Source organism: Streptomyces sp. GMY02 (assembly GCF_019056675.1).
Taxonomy (GTDB): domain Bacteria; phylum Actinomycetota; class Actinomycetes; order Streptomycetales; family Streptomycetaceae; genus Streptomyces; species Streptomyces odonnellii.
Genome location: NZ_CP077658.1, coordinates 4208497 through 4234872 on the forward strand (window position 1 = coordinate 4208497; position 26376 = coordinate 4234872).

Annotated in this window: 23 protein-coding genes; 10 read left to right on the forward strand and 13 right to left on the reverse strand. The window is 68.0% G+C overall.

Annotated elements, in window-relative coordinates; genetic code table 11:
• Window positions 1–107: 107 nt before the first annotated feature.
• Window positions 108–725, forward strand: a complete 618-nt coding sequence (locus tag KQY30_RS17610; protein WP_217307650.1) for a GNAT family N-acetyltransferase — start codon at window positions 108–110, stop codon at window positions 723–725.
• Window positions 726–821: 96 nt separating this feature from the next.
• Here the strand turns inward: KQY30_RS17610 and trxA are convergent, their stop codons facing one another.
• The 7 genes from trxA to KQY30_RS17645 form a co-directional block, all read right to left on the reverse strand.
• Window positions 822–1154 carry a thioredoxin gene (gene trxA, locus KQY30_RS17615; protein ID WP_217307651.1) on the reverse strand — a complete coding sequence of 111 codons (333 nt, stop codon included), beginning with the start codon at window positions 1152–1154 and terminating at the stop codon, window positions 822–824.
• Window positions 1155–1196: 42 nt separating this feature from the next.
• Entirely contained in the window at window positions 1197–2168 is a 972-nt protein-coding gene (trxB, locus tag KQY30_RS17620; protein ID WP_046494327.1) for a thioredoxin-disulfide reductase, read from the reverse strand.
• Window positions 2169–2286: 118 nt separating this feature from the next.
• Window positions 2287–3255: an anti-sigma factor gene (locus KQY30_RS17625; protein ID WP_217307652.1), complete on the reverse strand. Its 969-nt coding sequence runs from the start codon at window positions 3253–3255 to the stop codon at window positions 2287–2289.
• Window positions 3252–3956 carry an RNA polymerase sigma factor SigM gene (sigM, locus tag KQY30_RS17630; RefSeq protein ID WP_217307653.1) on the reverse strand — a complete coding sequence of 235 codons (705 nt, stop codon included), beginning with the start codon at window positions 3954–3956 and terminating at the stop codon, window positions 3252–3254. The genes KQY30_RS17625 and sigM overlap by 4 nt, the downstream gene beginning before the upstream one ends.
• Window positions 3957–3981: 25 nt before the next feature.
• On the reverse strand, window positions 3982–5694 hold the full coding sequence (locus KQY30_RS17635) for a protein kinase family protein (protein ID WP_217307654.1): 1713 nt from the start codon (window positions 5692–5694) through the stop codon (window positions 3982–3984).
• A 119-nt stretch (window positions 5695–5813) separates the two neighbouring features.
• The gene (murJ, locus tag KQY30_RS17640; RefSeq protein ID WP_217307655.1) at window positions 5814–7979 is read right to left on the reverse strand and encodes a murein biosynthesis integral membrane protein MurJ; all 2166 of its coding nucleotides are present in this window, start codon (window positions 7977–7979) and stop codon (window positions 5814–5816) included.
• A gap of 45 nt (window positions 7980–8024) precedes the next feature.
• The gene (locus KQY30_RS17645; RefSeq protein WP_217307656.1) at window positions 8025–10352 is read right to left on the reverse strand and encodes a DUF6049 family protein; all 2328 of its coding nucleotides are present in this window, start codon (window positions 10350–10352) and stop codon (window positions 8025–8027) included.
• A gap of 213 nt (window positions 10353–10565) precedes the next feature.
• Here KQY30_RS17645 and KQY30_RS17650 point away from each other — a divergent pair, with 213 nt between their 5' ends.
• Window positions 10566–12032, forward strand: a complete 1467-nt coding sequence (locus KQY30_RS17650; protein WP_217307657.1) for a CCA tRNA nucleotidyltransferase — start codon at window positions 10566–10568, stop codon at window positions 12030–12032.
• A gap of 90 nt (window positions 12033–12122) precedes the next feature.
• On the opposite strand, the gene KQY30_RS17655 is transcribed toward KQY30_RS17650, so the two are convergent.
• From KQY30_RS17655 to KQY30_RS17665, 3 genes are all read right to left on the reverse strand, one after another.
• A complete protein-coding gene (locus KQY30_RS17655) occupies window positions 12123–13385 on the reverse strand; it encodes an MFS transporter (RefSeq protein WP_217307658.1) in 1263 nt (420 codons plus the stop codon).
• A 101-nt stretch (window positions 13386–13486) separates the two neighbouring features.
• Entirely contained in the window at window positions 13487–14569 is a 1083-nt protein-coding gene (locus KQY30_RS17660) for an inositol-3-phosphate synthase (protein WP_217307659.1), read from the reverse strand.
• 58 nt (window positions 14570–14627) lie between these two features.
• Window positions 14628–15335 (reverse strand): PadR family transcriptional regulator, encoded by a 708-nt coding sequence (locus KQY30_RS17665; protein ID WP_217307660.1) that lies wholly within the window; start codon window positions 15333–15335, stop codon window positions 14628–14630.
• 370 nt (window positions 15336–15705) lie between these two features.
• Between KQY30_RS17665 and KQY30_RS17670 the strand changes: the two genes are divergently transcribed.
• Both KQY30_RS17670 and KQY30_RS17675 read left to right on the forward strand, forming a co-directional pair.
• Window positions 15706–18381, forward strand: a complete 2676-nt coding sequence (locus KQY30_RS17670; RefSeq protein ID WP_217307661.1) for a transglycosylase domain-containing protein — start codon at window positions 15706–15708, stop codon at window positions 18379–18381.
• 131 nt (window positions 18382–18512) lie between these two features.
• Entirely contained in the window at window positions 18513–20003 is a 1491-nt protein-coding gene (locus KQY30_RS17675; RefSeq protein WP_217307662.1) for a glycosyltransferase family 87 protein, read from the forward strand.
• Between the two features lie 191 nt (window positions 20004–20194).
• On the opposite strand, the gene KQY30_RS17680 is transcribed toward KQY30_RS17675, so the two are convergent.
• The 3 genes from KQY30_RS17680 to KQY30_RS17690 all read right to left on the reverse strand — a co-directional run bounded on the left by KQY30_RS17680 (window position 20195) and on the right by KQY30_RS17690 (window position 22899).
• On the reverse strand, window positions 20195–21226 hold the full coding sequence (locus KQY30_RS17680) for an alanine racemase (RefSeq protein WP_217307663.1): 1032 nt from the start codon (window positions 21224–21226) through the stop codon (window positions 20195–20197).
• A 129-nt stretch (window positions 21227–21355) separates the two neighbouring features.
• Window positions 21356–22474: a peptidoglycan bridge formation glycyltransferase FemA/FemB family protein gene (locus KQY30_RS17685; RefSeq protein ID WP_217307664.1), complete on the reverse strand. Its 1119-nt coding sequence runs from the start codon at window positions 22472–22474 to the stop codon at window positions 21356–21358.
• 110 nt (window positions 22475–22584) lie between these two features.
• On the reverse strand, window positions 22585–22899 hold the full coding sequence (locus tag KQY30_RS17690) for a hypothetical protein (RefSeq protein ID WP_217307665.1): 315 nt from the start codon (window positions 22897–22899) through the stop codon (window positions 22585–22587).
• 264 nt (window positions 22900–23163) lie between these two features.
• On the opposite strand from KQY30_RS17690, the gene rpsF reads away from it, so the two are divergent.
• The 6 genes from rpsF (at window position 23164) to KQY30_RS17720 (ending at window position 26375) form a co-directional block, all read left to right on the forward strand.
• On the forward strand, window positions 23164–23454 hold the full coding sequence (rpsF, locus tag KQY30_RS17695) for a 30S ribosomal protein S6 (protein ID WP_006604399.1): 291 nt from the start codon (window positions 23164–23166) through the stop codon (window positions 23452–23454).
• A gap of 94 nt (window positions 23455–23548) precedes the next feature.
• Window positions 23549–24133 (forward strand): single-stranded DNA-binding protein, encoded by a 585-nt coding sequence (locus KQY30_RS17700; RefSeq protein ID WP_046494311.1) that lies wholly within the window; start codon window positions 23549–23551, stop codon window positions 24131–24133.
• A 44-nt stretch (window positions 24134–24177) separates the two neighbouring features.
• Complete coding sequence (gene rpsR, locus KQY30_RS17705; RefSeq protein ID WP_003967857.1) at window positions 24178–24414, forward strand: 30S ribosomal protein S18; 237 nt, start codon at window positions 24178–24180, stop codon at window positions 24412–24414.
• 18 nt (window positions 24415–24432) lie between these two features.
• Complete coding sequence (rplI, locus tag KQY30_RS17710; protein WP_217307666.1) at window positions 24433–24879, forward strand: 50S ribosomal protein L9; 447 nt, start codon at window positions 24433–24435, stop codon at window positions 24877–24879.
• Between the two features lie 339 nt (window positions 24880–25218).
• Window positions 25219–25806 carry a hypothetical protein gene (locus KQY30_RS17715; protein WP_217307667.1) on the forward strand — a complete coding sequence of 196 codons (588 nt, stop codon included), beginning with the start codon at window positions 25219–25221 and terminating at the stop codon, window positions 25804–25806.
• Window positions 25803–26375 carry a signal peptidase I gene (locus KQY30_RS17720; RefSeq protein WP_217307668.1) on the forward strand — a complete coding sequence of 191 codons (573 nt, stop codon included), beginning with the start codon at window positions 25803–25805 and terminating at the stop codon, window positions 26373–26375. The genes KQY30_RS17715 and KQY30_RS17720 overlap by 4 nt, the downstream gene beginning before the upstream one ends.
• Window position 26376 lies beyond the last annotated feature (1 nt).

A 26376-nucleotide genomic window follows, 5' to 3' on the forward strand; every position in this document is an offset into this window, starting at 1 on the left:
TTGCTGTCCCTCGGTGTGCCACGTAGCTCTGGGTGGATACGATGCGTTCTGGTATGGCGCATCCACCTTGATCACCTCAGAGGAGAAGGAAGTGGGGAACAGCCTTCATGGGGCGTCGGCTCGTACCGCTCACGCTGGACAACCTTGCGGATCTCCCCAAGCGCTGTCGTGCGTGTGTCTTCTGGGAGCTTGATCCGGTCAGCGGGGAGGCCGCGGTAAAGACCGGCAGAGCCGAGGAGGAGAAGGAAGCCTGGATCTCGGCCGCTCTACTGGAGTGGGGATCCTGCGGCCGCGTCGTCTATGTCGACGATCTGCCGGTGGGCTTTGTGCTCTACGCACCGCCGGCGTATGTACCGCGCTCCCTGGCCTTCCCGACGAGCCCGGTCTCCCCGGACGCGGTCCAGTTGATGACCGCCTGGATCAAGCCGGGCTATCGGGGGCAGGGGCTGGGGCGGGTGATGGTGCAGACCGTGGCCAAGGATCTGCTGCGGCGGGAGTTCAAGGCCATTGAGGCTTTCGGCGACGCGCGTTGGAGAGAGCCGGCCTGTGTGCTGCCTGCGGATCATCTGCTGGCGGTGGGCTTCAAGACCGTACGTCCTCATCCCCGGCACCCGAGGCTGAGGCTGGAGCTGCGCACCACGCTCTCCTGGAAGGAAGATGTGGAGCTGGCGCTGGACCGGCTGCTGGGTGCGGTGAAGAAGGAACCCGCTCTCCGCCCCCTCTGAGGGAGTGGAGATTGAGCGATACGGAAACGGGCCCGTTCCCCCAGTCGGGGGAACGGGCCCGTTTCACGTGAAACATTGGCGCCGATAGTCGTCGCCTTACTCGCCGATAAAGCTCTCCAGGTCACGCACCAGCGCGGCCTTGGGCTTGGCACCGACGATCGTCTTGGCGACCTCGCCGTTCTGGTAGACGTTCAGCGTCGGGATGGACATGACGCCGTACTTGGCTGCCGTGGCCGGGTTCTCGTCGATGTTGAGCTTGACGATCTCGATCTTGTCGCCGTGCTCGGCCGCGATGGCTTCGAGCGACGGGGCGATCTGGCGGCACGGTCCGCACCAGGCGGCCCAGAAGTCCACCAGTACGGGCTTGTCGCTCTTGAGGACATCCTGCTCGAACGACTCGTCGGTCACATGCTTCAGGTCGCCGGCCACGGCGGCCTCCTTCGGTTTATGGGGTGTGGGTCGGTAAGCGGATCAGACGGTGAGGGTCTTCTCCGCCTCGGCGTTCTCCCGGTCGCTGAGGGCCGAGAGGAAGCGCTCGGCGTCGAGAGCCGCGGAGCATCCGGTGCCCGCGGCGGTGATCGCCTGGCGGTAGGTGTGGTCGACGACATCGCCGGCCGCGAAGACACCGGAGAGGTTCGTCCGGGTCGACGGCGCGTCGACGGTGAGGTAGCCCTCGCTGTCCAGATCGAGCTGGCCCTTGAACAGCTCGGTCCGCGGGTCGTGGCCCACCGCGATAAAGAGACCGGTCACCGGGAGAGCCGAGGTCTCGCCGGTCTTGGTGTTGCGCAGGGTCAGACCGGAGAGCTTCTGATCACCCTGGATCTCCGCGACCTCGCTGTCCCAGGCGAACTTGATCTTGGGGTCGGCGAAGGCGCGGTCCTGCATGGCCTTGGAGGCACGCAGCGTGTCCCGGCGGTGGACGATCGTGACGGACTTGGCGAACCGCGACAGGAAGGTGGCCTCCTCCATCGCGGTGTCACCGCCGCCGATCACGGCGATGTCCTGGTCCTTGAAGAAGAAGCCGTCACAGGTGGCACACCAGGAGACACCGCGACCGGAGAGCTTGTCCTCGTTGGGCAGGCCCAGCTTGCGGTGCTGGGAGCCGGTCGTGACGATCACGGCCTTGGCGCGGTGCACCGTACCCGCCGTGTCGGTGACCGTCTTGATGTCACCGGAGAGGTCGACGGAGATGACATCGTCGGGGACCAGCTCTGCGCCGAAGCGCTCCGCCTGTGCCCGCATGTTGTCCATCAGGTCCGGACCCATGATGCCGTCGCGGAACCCAGGGAAGTTCTCCACATCGGTGGTGTTCATCAGGGCACCACCAGCGGTGACGGCGCCCTCGAAGACCAGCGGCTTCAGCGATGCGCGCGCGGTGTACAGCGCGGCCGTATAGCCGGCGGGCCCGGAGCCGATAATGATCACATTACGGACGTCGCTCACGGGTTTCTTCCTCGTCTCTGCAGACTGCCTACTGGGGCCGGATCATCGACTGTCACCCCATCCAACGGATCCTAAGGGTCCCGCATTCCCGAGGGACCCGGCGGCGCGGAAGGTGTCGTCAGCGGCGCGGGTAGGAGTGCATCAGCAGGACTTTCCCCTTGTCCGGGGACTGGCTGTCGACACAGGTCGCATCGACCACATAGGCCTGGACCCGGCTGCTGTCCACGGGGTGCGACAGCACCACTAGAAAGGCCCGGCTGCCCTCGTACATGCCCTGCTGGGAGGCGAGAACGGGCTCGGTGCGGCCGATGCCCTCCTCGATACAGGGCGGTACCTGGGAGAGGGGCCGGATCAGCGGGGTATTGGAGCCGCTCCGGTCCCGCGGCTCGGCGTCGAGCTCGCCGTCCTGCTGGGTCCCGGGCTCTTTGGCCGTGGTGCCGGAAGCCAGCAGTGCGTCGACACTGCTCTGGAGCCGTGCCTCCGAGAATTCTTCGACGCCGCCTGTCGTGGAGTTGACGGTCGCGTCGGCCGGGCTCTCCGAGCCGCCGCTGCCCGCGTTGAGCGACTGGAGCAGCAGAACGCTGACCCCTACGGCTGCTGTGCCGAAGACGGCCCCCAGAACGGCGGTACGGCGGCGACGGCGTGCCTGAGGGGTGCTGCGGCCGGGGCCGGTGGCCGCCCTGGGCCGGCCGGCGGGGCGGTCGGTCGTCCGGGGGGTGTCCGGCCCTGACGATTCCGGTGAGAGCGGTACGGGGGAGACGTCCGGCCCGGAGGACACCATGGAGGCAGGCGTTGTTTCACGTGAAACATGCGCGGTCTCGTCGGGCGCTGTCGCGTCGAGGAGCGCCTCCGCGGCCAGAGCGGCATCGATACGTTCGGCCACATCGGTCGGCATCCGCTGCGGTCCCGGCAGAGTGCCGAGCAGTCCCCTGATCTCTTCGAGCGAGTCACGGACATCCGCGCAGAGCGCACAGCCGTCGAGATGGGCCCTTATTTCAGTGGCGCGGGGCGGCGGGAGCAGGCCTTCTGTCAGATCGGAGATCTCCGAGACATCCGGGTGCTGAGCCATGTCGGTCGTCGATGTCATGCGCGCCCACCTCCGCCCTTCACTCCAGCAGGATCACTTGGTCCTGAATCCCTAGGTCCTGATGCCGGTGGGACGGATACCCCTGGCGTCCGGTTCCTTCCCCTGCCGAGACCGCTGTTATCCCCGCCGTCCCCACGTAGGTGGGTGAGCATGGGGAGCAGTCTGGCCCGGCCGCGCGCACAGCGGCTCTTCACTGTTCCGGTGGGTACGCCCAGGACGGCGGCGGCCTCGGCGACGGGGTAGCCCTGCATATCGACAAGCACCAGGGCTGCCCGCTGATCGACGGGAAGCTTGGCCAGGGCGGCCAGCAGTTCGCGATGGAGGTCCTGGCGCTCGGCAGGGGCCTCCGCCGACTCGTGCGGCTCCAGGAGCTGCTCCAGCCGTTCCGTGTCGTCCACAGGGGAGGTCTTGCGGGAGGCCGCCTTGCGGGCCCGGTCAAGACAGGCGTTGACGGTGATCCGGTGCAGCCAGGTGGTCACCGCGGACTGGCCACGGAAGGTATGGGCGGCACGGAATGCGGAGACGAGCGCGTCCTGCACCGCGTCCGCCGCCTCCTCACGGTCGCCGAGCGTCCGCAGGGCGACGGCCCAGAGCCGGTCGCGGTGGCGCCGTACCAGCTCACCGAAGGCATGAGGGTGCCCCGAGACATGAGCGCTCAGCAGATCCTGGTCACTGGTGTCGCCGAGTGCGACGTCGTCCAACGGTGAGCCCCCTCCCCTGGTCCGGTCAGCCGGTGATCTTGATCTCCGAGATACCGCCCCGGAAGAGTTCGGAGGATCCGTCCTCGGGCAGTTCGGTGATGTGGATCAATACGTACCGGGTTCGCACGGGCTTGTCGAGCGTGGTCTTGAGGCTCTTACCCACTGATCGCAGCTTGGTGAGGCGCTGCGGGAAATCCGAGAGATCCGTGGGATCGGACGCGTCCGGACCGGCGGCGAGTACTTCCGCCGTGTGCCCGGCGCGGTACATGGCGATGTCAAAGCCGGAAACGTCCTTCACACTGCCGAGATCAACGACTATTCCGCTGCCCTGCCGGCGGTTCGGGAGATTGCCGAAGTTGGCGTAGCCGTGGTACTGGAGTGTGATCCAGGAGGTGTCGCGCTTGCCGTCGACCGCGTTCGGCGCGAGTTCGGGCTTTATCCCCTTCCCGGTGGGCATGAACTCGCTCGCGTCGGCGATCCTGAGCGGCTTGGCGGGTGGGGTCGCCTTGTTGTCGTCGCCGGTGACCGGCTGGGTGGGCGTGGGGTCGCTCTCGCTGCTCTGGTCCAGCAGCCGGTCGGCGACCTGCCAGCTCCCCAGGCCCAGGGCGGCGATCAGGAGCGCGGCGACGGTCCACTTGAGGGCCTTGCCCGTACGGCTCTGGAGCGGTGGCGGCGGGGGCGCCACCGGCGGGATGGGAACCGTGCCGAGGCCCGACTGCGCCCGCCCGTACGTGCCCTGCTGGTAGGTGGTGCGCTGATATTCGGGCGGAGCCGTGAAGGTGGGCTCGGGGCGCCGGATACGGGGCATCGCGGCGACCGCGGCGGCCAGCTCGTCCGGGGTGGTGCAGGGAGGCTCCTGGCGGGACGCGGTGGCGCCGTCGTTGATCAGGGCCCGCATGGCGAGCTCCGACAGACCGCGGTGCACTCCCGCGCGTACCTGGTCCGGGGCGATCAGCCCCACTCCCCTGGGCAGGCCGGAGAGGCCATAGGCATCGGTCTCGTACGGCCAGCGTTGAGTCAGCGCGGCGTAGAGAAGCGCGCCGATCGCTTCCGTATCGGTGCGCTGCGGCCGGTCGGCGCGGATTCCGCGCAGCGCGGCGTTCACGGCGAGACCGCGGATCCGGTACTGGCCGGTGGAGGTGCGCAGCACGGCCCCGGGGGTCAGCCGCAGATGGGCGAGTCCTTCCCGGTGGGCCGCCGCCATGGCCTGGGAGACCTGGCTCACGAGCTGATACGCGTCATGGGCCTCCAGCGGGCCCGACGCGAGCAGCGCGGTGAGTTCCACGGCGTCCGGCAGCCATTCGTGGACGACATAGACGAGGTCGTTCTCCTCGACGGCGTCCAGTACCTGTACGAAGCGCGGGTCGCCGAGGAGGGCGGCGGAACGGGCCGCCGCCAGGACGGAGCGGGCCCGTGGATGGTCGGCGGGCAGGAGATGGACACCGACGGCGCGGCGCAGTTTCTCGTCCACGGCACGCCAGCTACTGAAACCGTCCAGACGGGTGACGCACTCTTCCAGCCGGTAGCGTCTTGCGAGTTTGTGGCCGCTGTGCAGTTCGGGCGTCACGATGGGCGGCACGGTGCCCTGCCGTTCGCCGCCCGTGCCCGGTGCGGACGCGTCCGCCGTGTTCTGGGCTTTCGCCAACCCGTCGGCCGTGGCCTTGTCCGCCTTGGCGGCCAGCGGTTCATCACCGCTGTTGTCAGCCACGTCGACGGCAGCCGTGCTACGTTCCGCCACCGTCGCTCCTGCCTCCCCATCCGTTGCGCGCTATCCAACAGCCAAGCCAATTGTGCCCACAGTCGGACGCTATGCACGACACGCGGAAGCCGACGATGGTTGCGCTCGGCCGGGCCCGCCTATCGGCCGAGACGTCCGCGCACCATACCGACCATGGAGTTCAGCTCCTCGATCCGCATCTTCTTCGCCGCGACGAAGAACAGGCCGAGCAGGGCGATACCGCCGCCGACCAGTGCCACGAGAGAGGCGAGGGCGCCGCCACCGAGGCCCTGGAGGACCAGATACGCGATGCCGCCGGCCACCAGGGCTCCAGGGACGGACGCCAGACAGAGCCTGGCGTAGGTCCGCATGACGCGGCCGCCGTCCAGGTCCCCGCCCAGCCGCTTCCGCAGTCGGCGCCAGGCGATACCGACACCGACCGCGTAGGCCAGACCGTACGAGGCGGCCATGCCGACCACGGCCCAGCGGGCAGGCAGGACCACGTAGCAGCCCGCCGATGCCGCGGCGTTGACCACGGCGACGATGACGGTGTTGTAAAACGGCGTCCGGGTGTCCTCGTACGCGTAGAAGCCGCGGAGCACCACGTACTGCACGGAGTACGGGATCAGCCCGAGCGCGAACGCCATCAGGATGAAGCCCATCGACCGCGCCGATTCCAGACCGCTGGACGAGAACATCAGGATCGACATCGGGACGCCGAGCGAGAGGAACGCGAAGGCGACCGGGACGATGGCGACCGCCGAGTTGCGCAGCCCCTGGGAGATGTCGTCGCGTACCGCGCCCGGGTCGCCGTCGTGGGCTGCCCGGGAGATCCGGGGCAGCAGCGCGGCCATGACCGAGACGGTGATGATGGCCTGCGGCATGCCCCAGATGAGCTGGGCGTTGCTGTAGGCCAGGATGCCGGTGCCGTCCTTGCCGGAGGCCTCACCGGCGGCGGTGGCGAGCTGGGTGACGACCAGTACACCGGCCTGGTTGGCGAGGACGAACAGTACGGTCCACTTGGCCAGCTTGACCGTCTTGCCGAGGCCGTGGCCCTTCCAGTCGAACCGCGGGCGGAACCGGAAGCCGGTGTCGCGGAGGTACGGGATCATCGCCAGGGCCTGGACGGCGAGGCCGAGCAGGGTGCCGATGCCCAGCAGCCGCACACCGTCCGCCGGGATCGTCCGTACGGTCATGTCCGAGTCGGCGGCCGTGCCGTACACCCAGATGAACAGGCCGAACGTGCAGATCATCACGATGTTGTTGAGGACCGGGGTCCACATCATCGCGCCGAACTTGCCGCGCGCGTTGAGGATCTGACCCATCACCACATGCACGCCCATGAAGAAGATCGTGGGCAGGCAGTAGCGGGCGAAGGTGACGGCGACGTTGTTGGCGGCGGGATCGCCGGCGATGGTGTCCGACATCAGGCGGACCAGCAGCGGCGCCCCGAACACGGCCAGTGCCACGATCGCGCCGAGCGCCACCATGACGAGGGTCAGCAGCCGGTTGGCGTACGCGATGCCGCCGTCCTCGTCGTTCTTCATCGCCCGCACGAGCTGCGGTACGAAGACGGAGTTGAGCCCGCCGCCGACGGTGAGGATGTAGATCATGGTCGGCAGGGTGTAGGCGACGGTGAAGGAGTCACCGAGCAGCGCGGCGCCCAGAGCGGCGGTGATCACCAGGCTCCGTACGAAGCCGGTGAGCCGGGACACCAGGGTGCCGGCGGCCATCACCGCGCTCGACTTGAGCAGACCCGCGGCCTTGCTCTGCTTCTTCGGGGCGGGCGGCGCGGGGGCCGCCTTGGGCTCCGGGTCGGTGAGCATCTGTCCTGTGCCCTGCTGGTCGCGGTAGAGGTGAGCGAACGCGTCCTGCTGCGGGGGCTCGTCGCCGGCCGAGGAGACGAGATCGTCGACGCCCGTGTACTGGGTGGTCCTCGGGTCGTCACCGTAGGGGAGGCGGCGCGACGGTCCCGAGGGCTCGGGCGGCGGGGTCTGGGCCCAGATACGGGGGTCGGGGGCGTACTGCTGCGCGGGCGGCTGCTCGTACAGCCGCTGCGGATCCGGGTAGGCGCCCGGCGGAGGCGGCGGGTGCGAGGCGCGGTCGTACAGTGCCTCGGTCACCGGGTCCTGCGCGGAGAGGTCCTGGGACCAGTAGGGGTCCCGGTTGTAGGCCTCCTGCACATAGGGATCCTGTGCGGGCGACTGGGCATAGGGATCTTGGGCAGGCGGCGCGGAGGGCGGAACCTGGCCCGCCGGATCGCCGCCCGCGCTCTGTCCGCGGTCACCGTCGTACGGCGCGTTCATGGTTACCCCACCTCATCGTCCCCGGCCGACCGGCCACGACATCGCTCAACGGTCCACTTTCTCACCCGGGCCCGACGCGTCCGCGCTTTCCGGTGCGGTGTCCGGTGTCGGGTCACTCGGCTGCTCGGGTTCCGTGTGCTCCTGCCCGGTTTCCGCCCGCTCAGCGGCCGCCTTGCGGGCCACCGCCCGCTTCCGCTGGCTGTACATCTTGACACCGGCCAGCACGAGCAGCAGCACACCGCCGGCGATGACGAGCATCACGGTGGGCGTGATCTCGGAGACCTTCACCTGGAAGGTCATGGAGCTGCCGTACGGCTTGCCGTCCTGCGTGTAGAGCTGTGCGGTCACCTGGACCGGGCCATTGGCGTTGCCCGCGCCGGTGAACTTCACCGACTGGCTGTGCCCGCCGTCGATCTTGATGGGCCGCTCCGCGACGGCCGCGCCGTCGTCGAGCTTGAGACGGCTCGGCTTGTCGGACGTGAGGCGCAGCACCAGGTTCTGGACGCCCTGCACCAGCTTGTTCTGCACGGTCACCGGGATGGTCGCGCTGCGTCCCGACAGGGTCAGGACGGACTTCGGGATGAGCTGCACCTCGGTGGTGAGGCCCAGCAGGTAGGTGTCGACCGTGTCGCGGTACTGCTGGGACGAGCCCTGGTCACCGCGCCACGACGTCGACATCGCCCGGCCGATCGCGTTGCCGAAGGGCGCGGCCACCCGGTCCGGCGAGCTGAGGATGGCCTTGAAGTTGTCGAGCCGGTTCTGGGTCTTCTTGATGTCGAGGAACGCCTGGGTGGGCAGCTCCCGGTCGCGCAGCTTCTTCGGGTACCGCGAGGCGCTCGGGATCTTGGTGCTGGCCTCGGTGTCGGGTGTGGCCGCCGCCGCGGTGAGCAGATCGGACGGCTCGGTCCAGCGCTCCGCGTCCAGACCGCGCAGCGCGCGCGCCATCGACTGCGCCTGCGCCGCGGTCGGCATCCGCTGCGGGGCGACGACGATGCTGCGCTGGTTGTCGGGCTCCTGAAGCGTCAGGGCCAGTGACTGCGCCAGGAACTTCTGTACGGCGAGGGTGGAGCTGCCCGCGGCCGTCATATCGCCCTGGAAGGCGGTGGAGAGCCGGGTGTCGGCGACCACGGCCGTCGTACCGCCGCCGATCGGCCGTGCGGCGCTGGGGGTGTACGAGAGGTTGTCCTGGAGGCTGTCGCTGCGGGTGATGACGTTGTGGGCGCCCGCCGAGGTCGCGACATCGACGATCGAGGGGTCGATCGCGCCGTCCACGGGCCAGGCGAAGTCGACGGACGGTTTCACGTGGAGCACGGTCTCCACCGTCTTCCCCGCCACGTCCGTGGCGGGCTGAAGGTGGCTGAGCGCGCCGGAGACGTCCTTGCCGCGGTGGGCCAGCGCCGCCAGATCCGGGTCGGCGAACGGCAGGGCGACGACCTTGCGGCCCTGTACGGCCTTCTCCAGGGCGTTGAGCCACTTGACGGCGACGGCCTGGTTGGTGCCCGCGACGGTGGTGTTCCCGCTCCTGACGCGGTAGCTACGGGTCATCGCGTCGGCGGTCGCGAGCAGATCGGGGTCGATGACCCAGGTGACGGGAAGCTGGTTGCCCAGCGAGACCATCTGCTCCAGCCGCCCGCCGGGGGCCAGCTCCTCGGCGAGACCGTCGTTCTCGAAGACCGGTGTCTGCTGATCGTCCGAGCCGGTCTCCGCCGAGAGATGCGTCGACGAGATGAGCGGCCAGAGATAGGTGAGCTCGGTCCGCTTCTCGGTGGCCTCCGGCTGCCAGGGCAGGAAGGTCCGCTGAATGCCCAGCGTCTGCGGGTACGGGGCGGACGAGGTCTGGCCGGTCAGTGAGACGGCGAGCTGGTAGACGCCCTCGTCGTCGAGCCCGAGCTTGTTGACGGGTACGGCGAGCGTGAAGTCCTGGGGGATCCCGGAGGCGAGCTTCGGGAAGGTGACCTTGTACTTGCCGCCGAGCGGAGCCGCGTCGGACGTGGAGCTGCCGGAGCGTGCCGCGGCGTCATCGATGGCGGTCCTGCCGTACAGCCGAGGGCCCACCCGCAGATCCACCTGGGCGTCGGTGACGGTCTTCTTGCCCTTGTTGGTCACCGTGCCGGAGATGGTGAGGGTGTCGCCCTGCACCGGAGCTCCGGGGGCCAGCGTGTCCAGCGCCACGGCGACGGTACGGGAGCCGGTGGGGGCCGCCGTGGGGGTCGCCGCAGTGGCCGAGGGCGTTGCGTGGGCCATAGGCGCCGCCGCAGTGCCGGCCAGGAGGCCCGCCAGGAGCGGCGCTCCCGCGATCAGGCAGGCTCTGCGCCGTAGCCTCCGGCGGGCAGGAGAGTGACCCATCCCCTGGAAGTCTGCCGCCTCCGCCACGCGCTCGCCCGTCCCTCGTCATCGTTTGCTGCCGTCGGTGGTCTGTCTGTTCCTGCGTCCACGCATGGTAACGATGTGCGCTGTGGCGAAGTGCTGGGGACTGCTCCACATGATCGGAAGAATCTCATGCGCCGCCGGAAACCCGTGCATCGGAGGCCGGGGGGCCCGAAACCGGGGCGCCGGCACCAGCTGCGGCACGTACCCTTTTCTGTTGTGCCGAATGCCAATGAAGTCAGTCCCAGCGCACTGAGCCAGGTGCAGCGCCGCGCGGTCAGTGAACTGCTGCGGGTGTCCCCCGTCGCCGATGAACTGGCGCGCCGGTTCCAGGATGCCGGATTCGGCCTCGCTCTGGTCGGCGGCTCGGTCCGGGACGCCCTGCTGGGCCGGCTCGGCAATGACCTGGACTTCACCACCGATGCCCGCCCCGAGGACGTTCTGAAGATCGTCAGGCCCTGGGCGGACGCGGTCTGGGAGGTCGGGATCGCCTTCGGCACGGTCGGGGTCCAGAAGGACGCCCGTGCCGGGGACACCGTTCAGCGCTTCCAGATCGAGGTGACGACGTACCGCTCGGAAGCGTACGACCGGACATCGCGCAAACCCGAGGTGTCGTACGGGGACTCCATCGAGGAGGACCTGGTACGCCGGGACTTCACGGTGAACGCGATGGCCGTCGCGCTGCCGCAGAAGGAGTTCATCGATCCTCATGGCGGGCTGGAGGACCTCTCCGCCCGGGTGCTGCGCACGCCCAGCACTCCCGAGGAGTCCTTCTCCGACGATCCGCTGCGGATGCTCCGGGCCGCGCGGTTCGCCGCGCAGCTCGACTTCGAGGTCGCTCCGGAGGTGGTCGCGGCCATGAAGGCCATGTCCGGCCGCATCGAGATCGTCTCTGCCGAGCGGGTGCGGGACGAGCTGAACAAGCTGGTGCTCTCCGCGTACCCGCGCAAGGGGCTGGCGCTGCTCGTCGACACCGGGCTCGCCGACCGGGTACTGCCGGAGCTGCCGGCCCTGCGGCTGGAGAGCGACGAGCACCACCGGCACAAGGATGTGTACGAGCACTCGCTGACGGTGCTGGAGCAGGCCATCGATCTGGAGGAGGACGGGCCGGATCTGGTGCTGCGCCTGGCCGCTCTGTTGCATGACATCGGCAAGCCCAGAACACGGCGCTTCGAGAAGGACGGCCGGGTCTCCTTCCATCACCACGAGATGGTGGGCGCGAAGATGACCAAGAAGCGGCTGACCGCGCTCAAGTACTCCAACGACCTGGTGAAGGACATCTCGCGGCTGGTGGAGCTGCATCTGCGCTTCCACGGCTATGGGACCGGCGAGTGGACCGATTCCGCGGTGCGCCGGTATGTACGAGACGCCGGGCCGCTGCTGAGCAGGCTCCACAAGCTGACCCGCTCGGACTGCACCACCCGTAATAAGCGGAAGGCGGCCGCGCTCTCCAGTGCGTACGACGGGCTGGAGGAGCGCATCGCGCAGCTTCAGGAGCAGGAGGAGCTGGACGCCATCAGGCCCGATCTGGACGGGAACCAGATCATGGAGATCCTGAGCGTGGGCCCCGGGCCGGTGATCGGCAGGGCGTACTCCTTCCTGCTGGAGCTGCGGCTGGAGAACGGGCCGATGGAGCACGATGCGGCTGTCGCCGCTCTCAAGGAGTGGTGGGCCGCCGAGAACTAGTGCCGCGATGACAGAGCGGGCCGGGTCATGTTTCACGTGAAACATGACCCGGCCCGCTCTGCTGTGAGGCGACGTTCCGGAGGCGATGTTTCACGTGAAACATCGCCTCCCGCGCATCAGCGCCACGGTGACGGCGGCATAGAGAACAGCGACTGTCACCACGAGTGGAACCGACCGGCCATCCGGCGGAAGCATCAGCGCGGCGACTGCCGCTGCGCCGACGAAGGAGACATTGAAGAGGACGTCATAGAGCGAGAAGATCCGGCCCCGGAACGCATCGTCCACCGCCGTCTGCACCACGGTGTCCGTGGCGATCTTCGCGCCCTGAGTGATCAGACCGAGAACGAACGCGGCGATCAGTATGGGTACGGGGGCGAACGGCAGTCCCAGGGCAGGTTCAAGGATGGCCGCCGCCCCCGCGCACACCGTCATCCATCCGAACGGACCGAGCCGGCCGGCCGCCCAGGGAGTCAGTACCGCTGCGGCGAAGAATCCCGCCCCGGAGACACCGAGAGCGAGCCCGAGCAGCGCCAGCCCTTCGGACTCCCGGTCGGTCCAGGCGTACCGGGAGAGCATCAGCACCATCACGGTGAGCGCCCCGTAGCAGAAGCGCATCACCGTCATGGCGACCAGTGCGCGGGCCGCCCTCCGCCGTTCCCTCAGATGCCGGAGTCCTCCCACGAGCCCCCGTGCGGTGGAGGCCAGGGCGGCACCGAGCCGTGGCTGGACGAGTGCCTTGTCGGGGCCGAGCAGTTCACGTGCCAGCAGAAGCGAGGCGAGCGCCGCGGTCAGATAGAGGGCGGCGCCCAGCAGCATCACAGCGGCGTCCGAGTCCGAGATCGCCAGCCGTACGCCGAGGGCGAGACCGCCGCCCGCGGTCGCGGCGAGCGTGCCTGCGGTCGGGGAGATCGAGTTCGCGAGGACGAGTCGCTCGTCGTCGACGACATGCGGCAGGGCGGCGGAGAGCCCGGCGAGGACGAACCGGTTGACGGCGGTCACCGACAGCGCCGAGACATAGAAGAGCCAGTCGGGTACGGACACCAGGATCAGCACCGCCGTGGCGCTCGCCAGAACGGCCCGCAGCAGATTGCCGTACAGAAAGACCTGGCGGCGCTGCCACCGGTCGAGCAGCACACCGGCGAACGGGCCGAGCAGCGAGTACGGCAGCAGCAGTACGGCCATGGCGGACGCGATCGCGGCGGGCGAGGTCTGCTTCTCGGGGGAGAAGACGACGTACGCGGCGAGCGCGACCTGGAAGACCCCGTCGGCCGCCTGGGACAGCAGACGGACCGACAGCAGCCGGCGGAAGGGGCCGAGGCGCAGGAGTACGCGCAGATCACGTACGACAGGCATGTGAGCCAGCGTCACACACGCACCGGCGGACCATACGAGAAGGGTCACCGGACGGCTGCCCGGAGACCCTTCTCGTACGGCTCATCTGGAGGAAGCGGGCTCTAGCGCTCGACCTCGCCCTTGATGAACTTCTCGACGTTCTCCCGCGCCTCGTCGTCGAAGTACTGCACGGGCGGGGACTTCATGAAGTACGAGGACGCCGACAGGACAGGGCCGCCGATGCCGCGGTCCTTGGCGATCTTCGCGGCGCGCACCGCGTCGATGATGACACCCGCGGAGTTCGGGGAGTCCCAGACCTCCAGCTTGTACTCCAGGTTCAGCGGGACATCACCGAAGGCGCGGCCCTCCAGACGGACGTACGCCCACTTGCGGTCGTCGAGCCAGGCGACGTAGTCCGACGGGCCGATGTGGACATTGTCCGCGCCCAGATCGCGGTCCGGGATCTGGGAGGTGACGGCCTGCGTCTTGGAGATCTTCTTGGACTCCAGGCGCTCGCGCTCCAGCATGTTCTTGAAGTCCATGTTGCCGCCGACGTTGAGCTGCATCGTACGGTCCAGGACGACGCCCCGGTCCTCGAAGAGCTTCGCCATGACGCGGTGTGTGATGGTGGCGCCGACCTGGGACTTGATGTCGTCGCCGACGATCGGGACCCCGGCCTCGGTGAACTTGTCCGCCCACTCCTTCGTACCGGCGATAAAGACCGGAAGGGCGTTGACGAAGGCGACCTTGGCGTCGATGGCGCACTGCGCGTAGTACTTCGCGGCGGCCTCGGATCCCACGGGCAGATAGCAGACGAGGACGTCCACCTGCCTGTCCTTGAGGGTCTGGACGATGTCCACCGGCGCCTCGGGGGACTCCTCGATCGTCTGGCGGTAGTACTTGCCCAGACCGTCGAGGGTGTGGCCGCGCTGGACGGTGACGCCCGTGGCCGGCACATCGCAGATCTTGATGGTGTTGTTCTCGCTGGCGCCGATGGCGTTCGCGAGGTCGAGACCGACCTTCTTCGCGTCGACGTCGAAGGCGGCCACGAACTCGATGTCCCGCACGTGGTACTCGCCGAACTGGACGTGCATCAGACCCGGTACCTTGCCCGCCGGGTCGGCGTCCTTGTAGTACTCGACGCCTTGCACCAGCGAGGCGGCGCAGTTCCCCACGCCGACGATGGCTACGCGAACCGAACCCATTCCGGTTGCTCCCTGTGTGATCAGTGTGCGTGATGAGACCCTGCGGAGATGCAGGACCTCACTTGGTGGTGTCCGCGGACGGATCCGGTCCGGCACGTCCCGGGGGCGTACCCCCGGGAGCGTCCCGGCGCCGGGGCAGGCCATCCGCTTCCCCCGATGTGTCTCCCTGCTCGGCGGGCACCCCGGGACCGGACCGTCGCTGGTCCCGTCCCGCCCGCTCGCTCTCGATGAGCTCGTTCAGCCAGCGCACTTCGCGCTCCACGGACTCCATTCCGTGGCGCTGCAGCTCAAGCGTGTAGTCGTCGAGGCGCTCGCGCGTACGGGCCAGAGAGGCGCGCATCTTCTCCAGACGCTCCTCCAGCCGGCTGCGCCGGCCCTCCAGCACCCGCATCCGCACCTCGCGCTCCGTCTGCCCGAAGAAGGCGAACCGGGCAGCGAAGTGCTCGTCCTCCCAGGCGTCGGGACCGGTGTGCGACAGGAGCTCCTCGAAGTGCTCCTTACCTTCCGCCGTCAGCCGGTAGACGATCTTGGCCCGCCGCCCTGCGAGCGAGGCGGCGAGCGCGTCCTCCAGAGCGCTCCCGGGCTCCTCGATCAACCAGCCGTTGGCGACCAGCGTCTTGAGGCAGGGGTAGAGCGTTCCGTAGCTGAAGGCCCGGAAGATCCCCAGCGAGGTGTTGAGCCGTTTCCGCAGCTCATAACCGTGCATGGGGGACTCGCGGAGCAGACCGAGGACAGCGAACTCGAGGATGCCCGAGCGTCGGCTCACCCTGCGCCTCCTCCACTGTCCGGGAACCTTATTTCGTTCTGATGTATCGACTCGATACATCCCGACGATAGAACGGGGATGCTGAAGGGACAAGCGGGGCCATCGTGAACGGCATCACATTGACAATTCTCAGGAAGCAACTTGCCTGATTTGAGATGAACTTCAGTACTCGGAAGGTTTTGGCCGTGCGTAGTCTGTGCGGCATGGAGACCACCGGGAACCGAGTGACGCGACTGAGCGTCAAGACTGTCGGGTTACCGGCTGTCTGCCGGATGAGCCCCATGCCGGGATGGTCCGTATTCATTTCGGGGGGACCGGAACTCAACTGCCGCTTCCAGGCGTCCGCGCCTGCCCGAGGAGTAGTCGTTCGATGAGTGAGCACCGTCGCAAACAGCCGCAGCCGCAAGGTGGCGGACGTGCCGCGGCCAGGCGCGCGGCCCAGCAGCCCTCAGGCCGCCGCGCTGCCCCTTCCCACGGGACCGCTTCGGTCTCGCACTCTGATGCCTACGACGAGGAGGCCCCTTACGGAGGGCGCGCCGCTGCCAGGCGCGCCGCCCAGCGGGGCGGCCGTCGGCGCGGAGGGGGCGGCCCCGAAGGACCCGGACCCGGACCCGGCCGCGGCCGGAGCGCGGGCCCCGGCAAGAAGCGGCTGATCGACTATCCGCGGTACGGCAAGTACGGCTGGCGGCGCTGGGTGCCGTCGTGGAGACAGACCACCGCTCTGTCGATCGGCTTCCTCGGCTCGATCCTCGCCGCGGGCACGATCGCGTACGCCGTGGTCTCGGTGCCCAAGGACAGCCAGGCGTCGCAGGCCGAGAACAATGTCTACTACTGGGACGACGGCACCCAGATGGTCGCCACCGGTGGTGAGGTCAACCGGCAGATCGTCGGGATCGAGAGCATCCCGAAGGCGATGCAGTACGCGGTGATCTCCGCGGAGAACAAGTCCTTCTACGAGGACCCCGGCGTCGACTTCATGGGCATCGGCCGGGCGCTGTTCAACATGGCCAAGGGCGGTGACACGCAGGGTGGCTCGACCATCACCCAGCAGTACGTCAAGAACGCCCGCCTCGGTGACCAGAGCCAGACCCTCAGCCGTAAGTTCAAGGAGATGTTCATCTCCATGAAGGTCGGCACGGACATGGAGAAGCCCGCCATTCTGGCGGGCTATCTCAACACCTCGTACTACGGTCGAGGCGCCTATGGCATCCAGGCGGCGGCCCGTACGTACTACGGCAAGGACGCCTCGAAGCTGAACCCGAGCGAGTGCGCCTTCCTGGCCGCGCTCCTCAAGGGCGCGACGCTGTACGACCCCGCCGGAGCCACCGAGATCAACTCGATTGCCACCCCCGCGGCCAATACCAAGCGGGCCACGGACCGCTGGGCCTGGATTCTCGACGAGATGGTCAAGGACAACCGCCTCGACGCCGCCGAGCGCGCCAAGTACACCGAGTTCCCGATGCCGGATCCGCCGAAGAAGAACGCGCAGCTCGGCGGGCAGATCGGCTATCTGGTCGACCTCGCCAAGGCGTACTTCGTGAACAACAACGACCAGGGCATCACGGCCGACATGCTCACCACCGGCGGCTATGAGATCCACACGACCTTCAACAAGAAGAAGGTCGAGCAGCTCAGGAAAGCGGTCGAGACGGTCTACGACGCCAATATCGATCCCAAGAAGCGCCCGGATACCGATACGCACGTCCAGTTCGGCGGCGCCTCCGTCGAGCCCGCGACCGGGAAGATCGTCGCCATCTACGGCGGCGCGGACGCCACCAAGCACTTCACCAACAACGCCGACCAGACGGGTGCGCAGGTCGGATCGACCTTCAAGCCGTTCGTGCTGGCCGCGGCGATGGACAAGGGCGTGCGCGACCCCAACGGGCCGTCGGACCAGAGCACGGGCGAGCGTACCCAGGTCTCGCCGGACAAGACGAAGTACAACGGCGACAACAAGCTGAAGATCAAGAACTACGACGGGTCGATCTGGACCAACGAAGAGGACAAGGAGTGGCTCCAGCGGAACGACGGCGACGAGTCGTACGGCGACATCGATCTGCGCGAAGCGATGCGTGAATCCGCCAACTCCCCCTTCGTCCAGCTCGGCATGGACGTGGGCATCCCGGTGGTGCGGGACTACGCGATCCGGGCCGGCCTGCTGGACAGTTCCCTGAGCAAGTCCGACGTGCCGTCGTTCTCGATCGGTATCTCCGACCCCAGTGCCATCCGGATGGCGGGCTCGTACGCGACGTTCGCGTCCAGCGGCAAGCAGCGCGACCCGTACTCGGTCACCGAGGTGATGAAGAACGGCAAGTCCGTCTTCAAGCACGAGACGAAGACGGAAAGGGCGTTCCCGGCCGCGGTCGCGGACAATGTCACGGACGTCCTGAAGACCGTGGTGGAGAAGGGCACCGGTACGAACGCCCAGCTCGAAGGGCGTGAGGTGGCGGGCAAGACCGGTACCACCGACGGCAACAAGTCGGCCTGGTTCGTGGGCTACACCCCGCAGCTCTCGACCGCCATCGACATGTACCGGCTGGACGACGACGCGAACAACAAGGACCGCAAGTTCCTTGAGATGTTCGGCACCGGTGACCAGGAGGAGATCCACGGTGCGTCGTTCCCGTCCGAGATCTGGCGCGACTACATGACGGAGGCGCTGAAGGGCCAGCCGGTCGAGAAGTTCCCCAAGCCCGAGCCCATCGGCCAGGCCTGGTGGGGCGGCGGCGCCGAGAGCCCGACCCCGACGCCGAGCGAGACGCCCTCCGAGACTCCTTCGGAGACCCCGTCCGAGACTCCTTCGGAGACCCCGTCCAAGGAGGAGCCGCCCACGCCGAGCGACAGTTGCACGGAGCTCTTCGGCTGCGGCGACAACGGTGGGGGCAACCAGGGTGGCGGTAACAACGGAGGCGGCAACCAGGGCGGTAACAACGGAGGCGGTAGTGGTGGCGGAGTCACCGACTCCCCGTCGGCGACCGGCACCGATCAAAGCGGCGGCCAGAACGGCGGCTCCGACGGCGGCTTCTTCGGGGGCACCGGAGGGTAGGACCGTCCGCCCCGTCAAACGCTGATTGACGGCAGACACGAGGGCCGTCGCACCGGTCACGTACAGACCTCTGTACGTACGGTGCGGCGGCCCTCGCCGCGTTCATGGGCGCGTACGGCAGGATGGGCGCCATGCCGAGCGCAGAAGAGACAACCGTGCACCAGGACCCGCCGGTCGTGGCCCCCACCCGGCGGGACGAGATCGCCGCGGCCGGCAGCGAGCTGATCGGCGGCCCGATCGGGCGCTGGGCCTGGCTCGGCAGCAGCCGGCTCACGCCCGTACGCGTGGTCGCGCTGGTCGCGATCGGCATGTTCGCGCTGGGCATGGTGCAGAAGATGCCCTGTTACGACTGGGCGTGGTTCCGGGGCGCCAGCTCCCAGTACACCCACGCCTGCTATTCGGACATTCCGCACCTTTTCCTGGGGCGCGGCTTCGCCGACAACCTCGTGCCGTACTTCGACCGGCTGAACGGCGACATGCAGTACCTGGAGTACCCCGTACTCACCGGCCTCTTCATGGAGGTCGCCTCCTGGCTCACCCCGGGCGGCTCCATCCAGTACCGCGAGCAGATGTACTGGATGGTCAACGCGGGGATGCTGATGATCTGCGCCGTGGTCATCGCGGTCTGTGTCGCGCGTACCCACCGGCGCCGCCCCTGGGACGCCCTGCTGGTCGCCCTCGCGCCCGCCTTCGCGCTGACCGCCACCATCAACTGGGATCTGCTGGCGGTGGCGCTGACCGCCGCGGCGATGCTGATGTGGTCGCGCGGCCGGAACCTGGCCTTCGGCATCCTCATCGGGCTCGCGACCGCCGCCAAGCTCTATCCCGTACTGCTGCTGGGACCGCTGTTCGTGCTGTGCTGGCGGGCCGGGAGGTTCCGGGAGTTCGGGACGGCCCTCCTGGGTACGGCGGGCGCGTGGCTGGTGGTGAATCTGCCGGTGATGGTGCTCGCGCCCGAGGGGTGGAAGAAGTTCTACACCTTCAGCCAGGAGCGGCAGGTCGACTTCGGCTCGTTCTGGCTGATCATCACCCAGCGCACGGGCAAGTCCCTGGAGGTCGGCACAGTCAACACCTATGCGACGGTGCTGATGGTGCTGGCGTGCGCGGGGATCGGCGCGCTGGCCCTGATGGCTCCGCGCAGGCCGCGGTTCGCGCAGCTCGCCTTCCTGGTCGTGGCCGCGTTCATCCTGACCAACAAGGTCTACTCGCCGCAGTACGTCCTGTGGCTGGTCCCGCTGGCGGCGCTGGCCCGGCCGCGCTGGCGCGATTTCCTGATCTGGCAGGCCTGCGAGGTCATGTACTTCCTGGGCATCTGGATGTACCTCGCGTACACGACCAGCGGCGACGCCCACAAGGGCCTGCCCACGGAGGGCTACCAGCTCGCGATCGCCGTGCACCTGGCCGGGACGCTGTATCTGTGCGCGATGGTCGTACGGGACGCCCTGCTGCCCGAGCGGGACGGCGTACGGACGGACGGTACGGACGACCCCTCGGGCGGGGTGCTGGACGGCGCGGAGGACAGGTTCGTACTCGGACAGTCGTACCGCCTGCCGGAGTACCAGGTCCAGGCGGCGGAGGCGCCACGCGTCGAGTGGGGAACGCGCCCGCCCGAGGCCGGCTGAGCGGTTTGCCGGGGCCTCGGGGGTTCCGGGGCCTCCGAGGCTGCTCTCAGGCGCTCAGAGCGCTTTTTGAGGGCGCTCCGAGGCGTGAGCGGACGGTTTGGAGGAGCCCGGCGGGGGCCGCCGCGGCGGCCCGAGCGGTCTTTGAGCGCCCTCCAAGCAGTCTCTGAGCGGTCTGGGCGGTCCCAGCAGTCTCAGCGGTCGACCAGGCGGTCGAACTGCGTCGTCGTGTGGCGCAGATGGGCCACCAGTTCATCGCCGACCTTGGGCTCGCCGGCGTCCGACGGTACGAACAGGATCGACACCTGCATGTGCGGCGGCTCCGCGAACCAGCGCTGCTTGCCGTCCCAGACGAACGGCGACAGATTGCGGTTGACCGTGGCCAGCCCGGCCCGGGCGACGCCCTTGGCGCGCGGCATCACGCCGTGCAGGGCCTTGGGAGCCTCCAGACCGACGCCATGGGACGTACCGCCCGCGACGACCACCAGCCAGCCGTCGGAGGCCACCTTCTGCTGGCGGTAGCCGAACCGGTCCCCCTTGACGACCCTGGTGACATCCAGGACGGAGCCGCGGTACTCGGTGGCCTCGTGGTCGCCGAGCCAGAGCCGCGTGCCGATACGGGCGCGGAAACGGGTCTGCGGGAACTGCTGCTGCAACCGCGCCAGCTCGCTGGAGCGGAGATGGCTGACGAACATGGTGTGCAGCGGGAGCCGCGCCGCCCGCAGCCGGTCCATCCAGCCGATGACCTCCTCGACCGCGTCGGAACCGTCCGTACGGTCGAGCGGGAGGTGCAGGGCGAAGCCCTCCAGCCGTACGTCCTCGATGGCCGCGTGCAACTGGCCCAGCTCCTCCTCCTTGACGCCATGGCGCTTCATGGAGGACATGCACTCGATGACGACACGGGCGCCCACCAGCGCGAACACCCCGTCGACGGACGAGACGGAGCGGATGACCCGGTCGGGCAGCGGCACCGGCTCCTCGCCGCGCCTGAACGGGGTCAGTACGAGCAGGTCACCGCTGAACCAGTCCTTGATCCGGGCCGCCTCGTAGATCGTGCCGACCGCGAGCGTGTCGGAGCCGAAACGGGTCGTCTCGTCGGCGAGACGCTCATGCCCGAAGCCGTAGCCATTGCCCTTGCAGACCGGGACGAGCCCGGGGAACTGCTCGATGACCGACTTCTGGTGCGCCCGCCAGCGCGCGGTGTCGACGTAGAGGGAGAGCGCCATGCCGGTCCGGAACCTTTCTCTTGGCTGCGGTATGAAGAATGAAGAATATGGGGGATATAGGGGACTCTGGGTGCCTCGCGGACGTGTCCGGGGCCCATCATCGCGGTTAACGGCATGCCGTGCTGCCGGTCAACGGCGCGACATGTAGATGTCGAGCGCCTTGTGGAGCAGTTTGTTGAGCGGGAAGTCCCACTCGCCCACGTACTCCACGGCCTCGCCGCCCGTGCCCACCTTGAACTGGATCAGACCGAAGAGATGGTCGGTCTCGTCGAGCGAGTCGGAGATGCCGCGCAGGTCGTAGACGGTGGCACCCATGGCGTAGGCGTCGCGCAGCATCCGCCACTGCATCGCGTTCGAGGGCCTGACCTCGCGCTTGTGGTTGGCGGACGCGCCGTACGAGTACCAGACATGGCCGCCGACGATCAGCATCGTCGCCGCCGCGACGTTCTCGCCCTCGTGACGGGCGAAGTAGAGGCGCATACGGTTGGGGTCCTCGGCGTTCAGGACGGACCACATGCGCTGGAAGTACGAGAGCGGGCGCGGGCGGAAGTGGTCGCGCACCGCGGTGACCTCGTACAGGCGCTGCCACTCGGCGAGATCGTCGTAGCCGCCCTGGACGACATCGACGCCGGCCTTCTCGGCCTTCTTGATGTTGCGGCGCCAGAGCTGGTTGAAGCCCTTGAGGACATCGTCCAGCGAGCGGTTGGCGAGGGGCACCTGGAAGACATAGCGCGGCTGTACGTCACCGAAGCCGGCGCCGCCGTCCTCGCCCTGCTGCCAGCCCATCTTGCGCAGCCGGTCGGACACTTCGAAGGCGCGCGGCTCGATGTGCGTGGCCTCGACATCGCGCAGCCGCTTGACGTCCGGGTCCTGGATACCGGACTTGATGGCGTTCGCGTCCCAGCGGCGGATGACGACCGGCGGCCCCATCTTCACGGAGAAGGCGCCCTGCTGCTTGAGGTGCGCCAGCATCGGCTGGAGCCACTCGTCGAGGTTGGGGGCGTACCAGTTGATCACCGGGCCCTCGGGCAGATACGCCAAGTACCGCTTGATCTTGGGGAGCTGACGGTAGAGGACCAGGCCGGCCCCGACGAGCTGGTCGTTCTTGTCGAACCAGCCCAGATTCTCGGAGCGCCACTCCGTCTTGACGTCAGCCCATGCCGGGACCTGGCAGTGACTCGCCGCGGGCAGGCTCTGGATGTACGCCAGATGCTGCTCTCGGCTGATGGTCCTCAGGGTAAGGCTCATGCGGGGCGCTCCTCGGCAGGTGTGTCCCCATGGATACAGGGGCTCCGGCTCTCGCGCCGAAGCCTACTGCGCCGATGGAGCACCCCGTCTGGCCCTGTGGACAGTGGACCTCAGCCGATCACTCCGCCGAAGAGTCCGCCGTGCGCCATTCCGAGGAAGAAGCCGACCGCCGAGGCGCCCAGACCGATGATGGTCAGAAAGCGTTCACGTGTGGTCACGGAGACAAACTGCCCGTACGCGCCTGTGAGGATCCCGATCAGTCCGGCCCATGAGCTGAGCAGATGCAGGTTGTAGAAGAAGGCGGAGAAGAAGGCGAGCAGTCCCAGCGTCAGCGTCACGCCCATCAGGATGTCCTGGCGGGGATGACGCTTGCCGTCCGTGGAGAAGAGAGAGGTGGCGGAGTTCGGTCGCATTGCCTGTGCCATGTGGCACCTCCTGGCCATAGCCGGAAGGCGGCGCATCGTAGCGTCGCACACACCCGATGTGTACAGATTGCGTCCGCCGGCGGCCGGATTTCAAGCGGAAGGCGGGGTGCGGGTAGTCTGTACGTTCTGCACCGGTGTCTGCCCTGGCGTGTACCCCTCGTACCGCCGAGCTTGTCAGAGGCGGCCGATACCGTTGCGAACGCATCACGACCCTCCTGCCACGGAACGACCGTGGCCGCTGAGTCCAAAGGAGGTGGGTTCCACATGCGTCACTACGAAGTGATGGTCATCCTCGACCCCGATCTCGAGGAGCGCGCTGTCTCCCCGCTGATCGAGAACTTCCTCTCCGTCGTCCGTGAGGGCAATGGAAAGGTCGAGAAGGTCGACACCTGGGGCCGTCGCCGTCTCTCCTACGAGATCAAGAAGAAGCCCGAGGGCATCTACTCGGTCATCGACCTCCAGGCCGAGCCGGCCGTCGTCAAGGAGCTCGACCGGCAGATGAATCTGAACGAGTCGGTCCTCCGGACCAAGGTCCTCCGTCCCGAGACCCACTGAGCATCCGGCTCAGCGGTCATCGGGGCCGAATGGCTCCGAGTAGTTCTTCGAGTAGCACAGCAGCCAGAAGCAATCCCCGCCGAGAGGTTCACCCATGGCAGGCGAGACCGTCATCACGGTCGTCGGCAATCTCGTCGACGACCCCGAGCTGCGCTTCACCCCGTCCGGTGCGGCGGTCGCGAAATTCCGCGTCGCGTCCACTCCTCGTACCTTCGACCGGCAGACCAATGAGTGGAAGGACGGCGAGAGCCTGTTCCTGACCTGCTCGGTCTGGCGCCAGGCGGCGGAGAACGTCGCCGAGTCGCTCCAGCGAGGCATGCGCGTCGTCGTGCAGGGCCGGCTGAAGCAGCGGTCGTACGAGGACCGCGAGGGCGTCAAGCGCACGGTCTACGAGCTGGATGTCGAGGAAGTCGGCCCCAGCCTCAAGAACGCCACGGCCAAGGTCACCAAGACCACCGGCCGCGGTGGCCAGGGTGGCTACGGCGGCGGCCAGGGCGGCGGCAACTGGGGCGGCGGCCCCGGTGGCGGCGGTCAGCAGGGCGGCGGCGGTGCTCCCGCCGACGACCCGTGGGCGACCAGTGCGCCGGCCGGCGGCCAGCAGTCGCAGGGCGGCGGGGGCAATGGAGGCGGCTGGGGCGGAAGCTCCGGCGGTGGCTACTCGGACGAGCCCCCCTTCTAGGGCGGGCCCGTACCCCCACTTCTTGATCACACAGGAGAAACACCATGGCGAAGCCGCCTGTGCGCAAGCCTAAGAAGAAGGTCTGCGCGTTCTGCAAGGACAAGACCCAGTACGTGGACTACAAGGACACGAACATGCTGCGGAAGTTCATTTCCGACCGCGGCAAGATCCGTGCCCGCCGCGTCACCGGCAACTGCACGCAGCACCAGCGTGATGTCGCCACGGCCGTCAAGAACAGCCGTGAGATGGCGCTGCTGCCCTACACGTCCACCGCGCGATAAGGGAAGGGTGACCGACTGATGAAGATCATCCTCACCCACGAGGTCTCCGGCCTCGGTGCCGCCGGCGACGTCGTCGACGTCAAGGACGGCTACGCTCGCAACTACCTGGTCCCGCGCGGTTTCGCGATCCGCTGGACCAAGGGCGGCGAGAAGGACGTGGCGCAGATCCGCCGCGCCCGCAAGATCCACGAGATCGCGACCATCGAGCAGGCCAACGAGATCAAGACCCGCCTTGAAGCCGTCAAGGTGCGTCTGGCCGTTCGCTCCGGCGACGCCGGCCGTCTCTTTGGCTCCGTCACCCCGGCCGACCTCGCTTCGGCGATCAAGTCCGCGGGTGGTCCGGAGGTCGACAAGCGCCGTATCGAGCTGGGCGCGCCGATCAAGACCCTGGGCTCGCACCAGGTGTCCGTACGTCTGCACCCCGAGGTTGCCGCGAAGCTCGGCATCGAGGTTATCGCCGCGTAAGCGCTGCGCTCGGCAGAGCATGGAGAGGGCCGCATCCCGCGAGGGGTGCGGCCCTCTTGCTGTGGTCCCGCTGCCGTAGTCCGGCGATGTTTCACGTGAAACACGTCAGCCGCGTGTCTGATGGTCGAACGGATGCACGTCGATGTCGGTCGGCATGGACTGCGTTACATCGTTCGGCCGATAGCGGTCGCTGGGGGTCATCAGCCGCGATGTCATGACAGTGCGACCCGCGAATCGAACCTCCATCAGACCCGCGTTGCGACACGGAGCGGCACCGCCACAGGTGAGACAAGAGGGGACAAAATGCTGCACAAGCGACGGAATTGAACGGAGTGGGCGATGGCGCGTCCCTGGCTGACCGTAGTGGCACAGGTGGTGCCCATTCCGCTCGGGTTACTGCTCAGCGGTGCTCTGGTCTGGGGTGCCACCAATGCCGACTGGAGTGGGACCAGCAGCAGCAACGGCAACAGGTGGACCGCCAGCTCGCTGGGTCTCGCCAACGACAGCAGGGTGCCCATGTTCCGCGTCGACGCCATGCACCCCGGCGATACGGGATCCAACTGCATCAGGATCAAGTCGAACGCCGACTTTCCCACCGCGCTCAAGCTGTACAGCGAAGCAGAGGACTGGCCCAGCAACTTCCAGTCCTTCATCAACCTCAAAATCGACGTGGGCAGCGGCGGCAGCTCCGGAAACTGCAAGGGCTTCACTCCGCACAGGTCTGCGTTCGACGGCACCCTGGACACCCTCGTTGCCTTGAACACCGACTTCCGTACCGGCCTGGGTCCCTGGACCCTGCCCGGTAAGCCTCCCAACTCGCTGACCTTCCGCTTCGCGTGGCAGTTCAGCCCCAGCGCACCCGACACCGCGCAGACCGAGGACACCAACGAGGTGACCTTCACGTGGGAAGCGCGGGATCACGAGTGACTCTCCCGAGTGACCTGGCCATCGGCGTGCTCCGCCGGCCCACGGCAGAGGGCGGCGCCCCGCACCCGATGCGCGTGGTCGCCTCGGTCGTCTCACGTACCGTGCTCGGCTCGATGGCCGGACTGCTGGTGTGGGCGCAATTGCCCGTGGCGGTGCTGGGCTGGACAGCGGGCGTGGTGCAGTCCGGCTCCATGCGTCCCGCTCTTGCGCCGGGCGATGTCGTTCTCTATCAGCCACCACCGCGCGACCGCACACCGGAGGTGGGCCACATCGTGCTGACCGAGGACCCCACCCGACCGAACCGTCTGCTCACCCATCGGGTCTACCACGTACTTCCCAACAAGTCCCTGATCACCAAAGGCGACGCCAACTCCGCACCGGACTCGACTCCCGTACGGCCCGCGGCACTCCAAGGCGTAGCGCGGTTGCGCGTGCCCTGGATCGGGCTGCCGGTTCAGCTCTGGCGCGCCAGGCAGCCCGTGCCCGTGGCGGTCGTGCTGCTCGGACTCGCCACTCTGCTCACGTTTGCCGTTCTGCCCCTGCACAGCCGCAGCCCGCAGAAGCAGTGAG

What these genes read in the sequence shown, in the direction of transcription:
- KQY30_RS17610 (WP_217307650.1), top strand. Translation starts at nt 108, where the DNA reads ATGGGGCGTCGGCTCGTACCGCTCACGCTGGACAACCTTGCGGATCTC.
- KQY30_RS17625 (WP_217307652.1), bottom strand. Translation starts at nt 3,255, where the DNA reads ATGACATCGACGACCGACATGGCTCAGCACCCGGATGTCTCGGAGATC.
- murJ (WP_217307655.1), bottom strand. Translation starts at nt 7,979, where the DNA reads ATGAACGCGCCGTACGACGGTGACCGCGGACAGAGCGCGGGCGGCGAT.
- KQY30_RS17655 (WP_217307658.1), bottom strand. Translation starts at nt 13,385, where the DNA reads ATGCCTGTCGTACGTGATCTGCGCGTACTCCTGCGCCTCGGCCCCTTC.
- KQY30_RS17660 (WP_217307659.1), bottom strand. Translation starts at nt 14,569, where the DNA reads ATGGGTTCGGTTCGCGTAGCCATCGTCGGCGTGGGGAACTGCGCCGCC.
- KQY30_RS17670 (WP_217307661.1), top strand. Translation starts at nt 15,706, where the DNA reads ATGAGTGAGCACCGTCGCAAACAGCCGCAGCCGCAAGGTGGCGGACGT.
- KQY30_RS17675 (WP_217307662.1), top strand. Translation starts at nt 18,513, where the DNA reads ATGCCGAGCGCAGAAGAGACAACCGTGCACCAGGACCCGCCGGTCGTG.
- KQY30_RS17680 (WP_217307663.1), bottom strand. Translation starts at nt 21,226, where the DNA reads ATGGCGCTCTCCCTCTACGTCGACACCGCGCGCTGGCGGGCGCACCAG.
- KQY30_RS17685 (WP_217307664.1), bottom strand. Translation starts at nt 22,474, where the DNA reads ATGAGCCTTACCCTGAGGACCATCAGCCGAGAGCAGCATCTGGCGTAC.
- KQY30_RS17690 (WP_217307665.1), bottom strand. Translation starts at nt 22,899, where the DNA reads ATGGCACAGGCAATGCGACCGAACTCCGCCACCTCTCTCTTCTCCACG.
- rpsF (WP_006604399.1), top strand. Translation starts at nt 23,164, where the DNA reads ATGCGTCACTACGAAGTGATGGTCATCCTCGACCCCGATCTCGAGGAG.
- KQY30_RS17700 (WP_046494311.1), top strand. Translation starts at nt 23,549, where the DNA reads ATGGCAGGCGAGACCGTCATCACGGTCGTCGGCAATCTCGTCGACGAC.
- rpsR (WP_003967857.1), top strand. Translation starts at nt 24,178, where the DNA reads ATGGCGAAGCCGCCTGTGCGCAAGCCTAAGAAGAAGGTCTGCGCGTTC.
- rplI (WP_217307666.1), top strand. Translation starts at nt 24,433, where the DNA reads ATGAAGATCATCCTCACCCACGAGGTCTCCGGCCTCGGTGCCGCCGGC.
- KQY30_RS17715 (WP_217307667.1), top strand. Translation starts at nt 25,219, where the DNA reads ATGGCGCGTCCCTGGCTGACCGTAGTGGCACAGGTGGTGCCCATTCCG.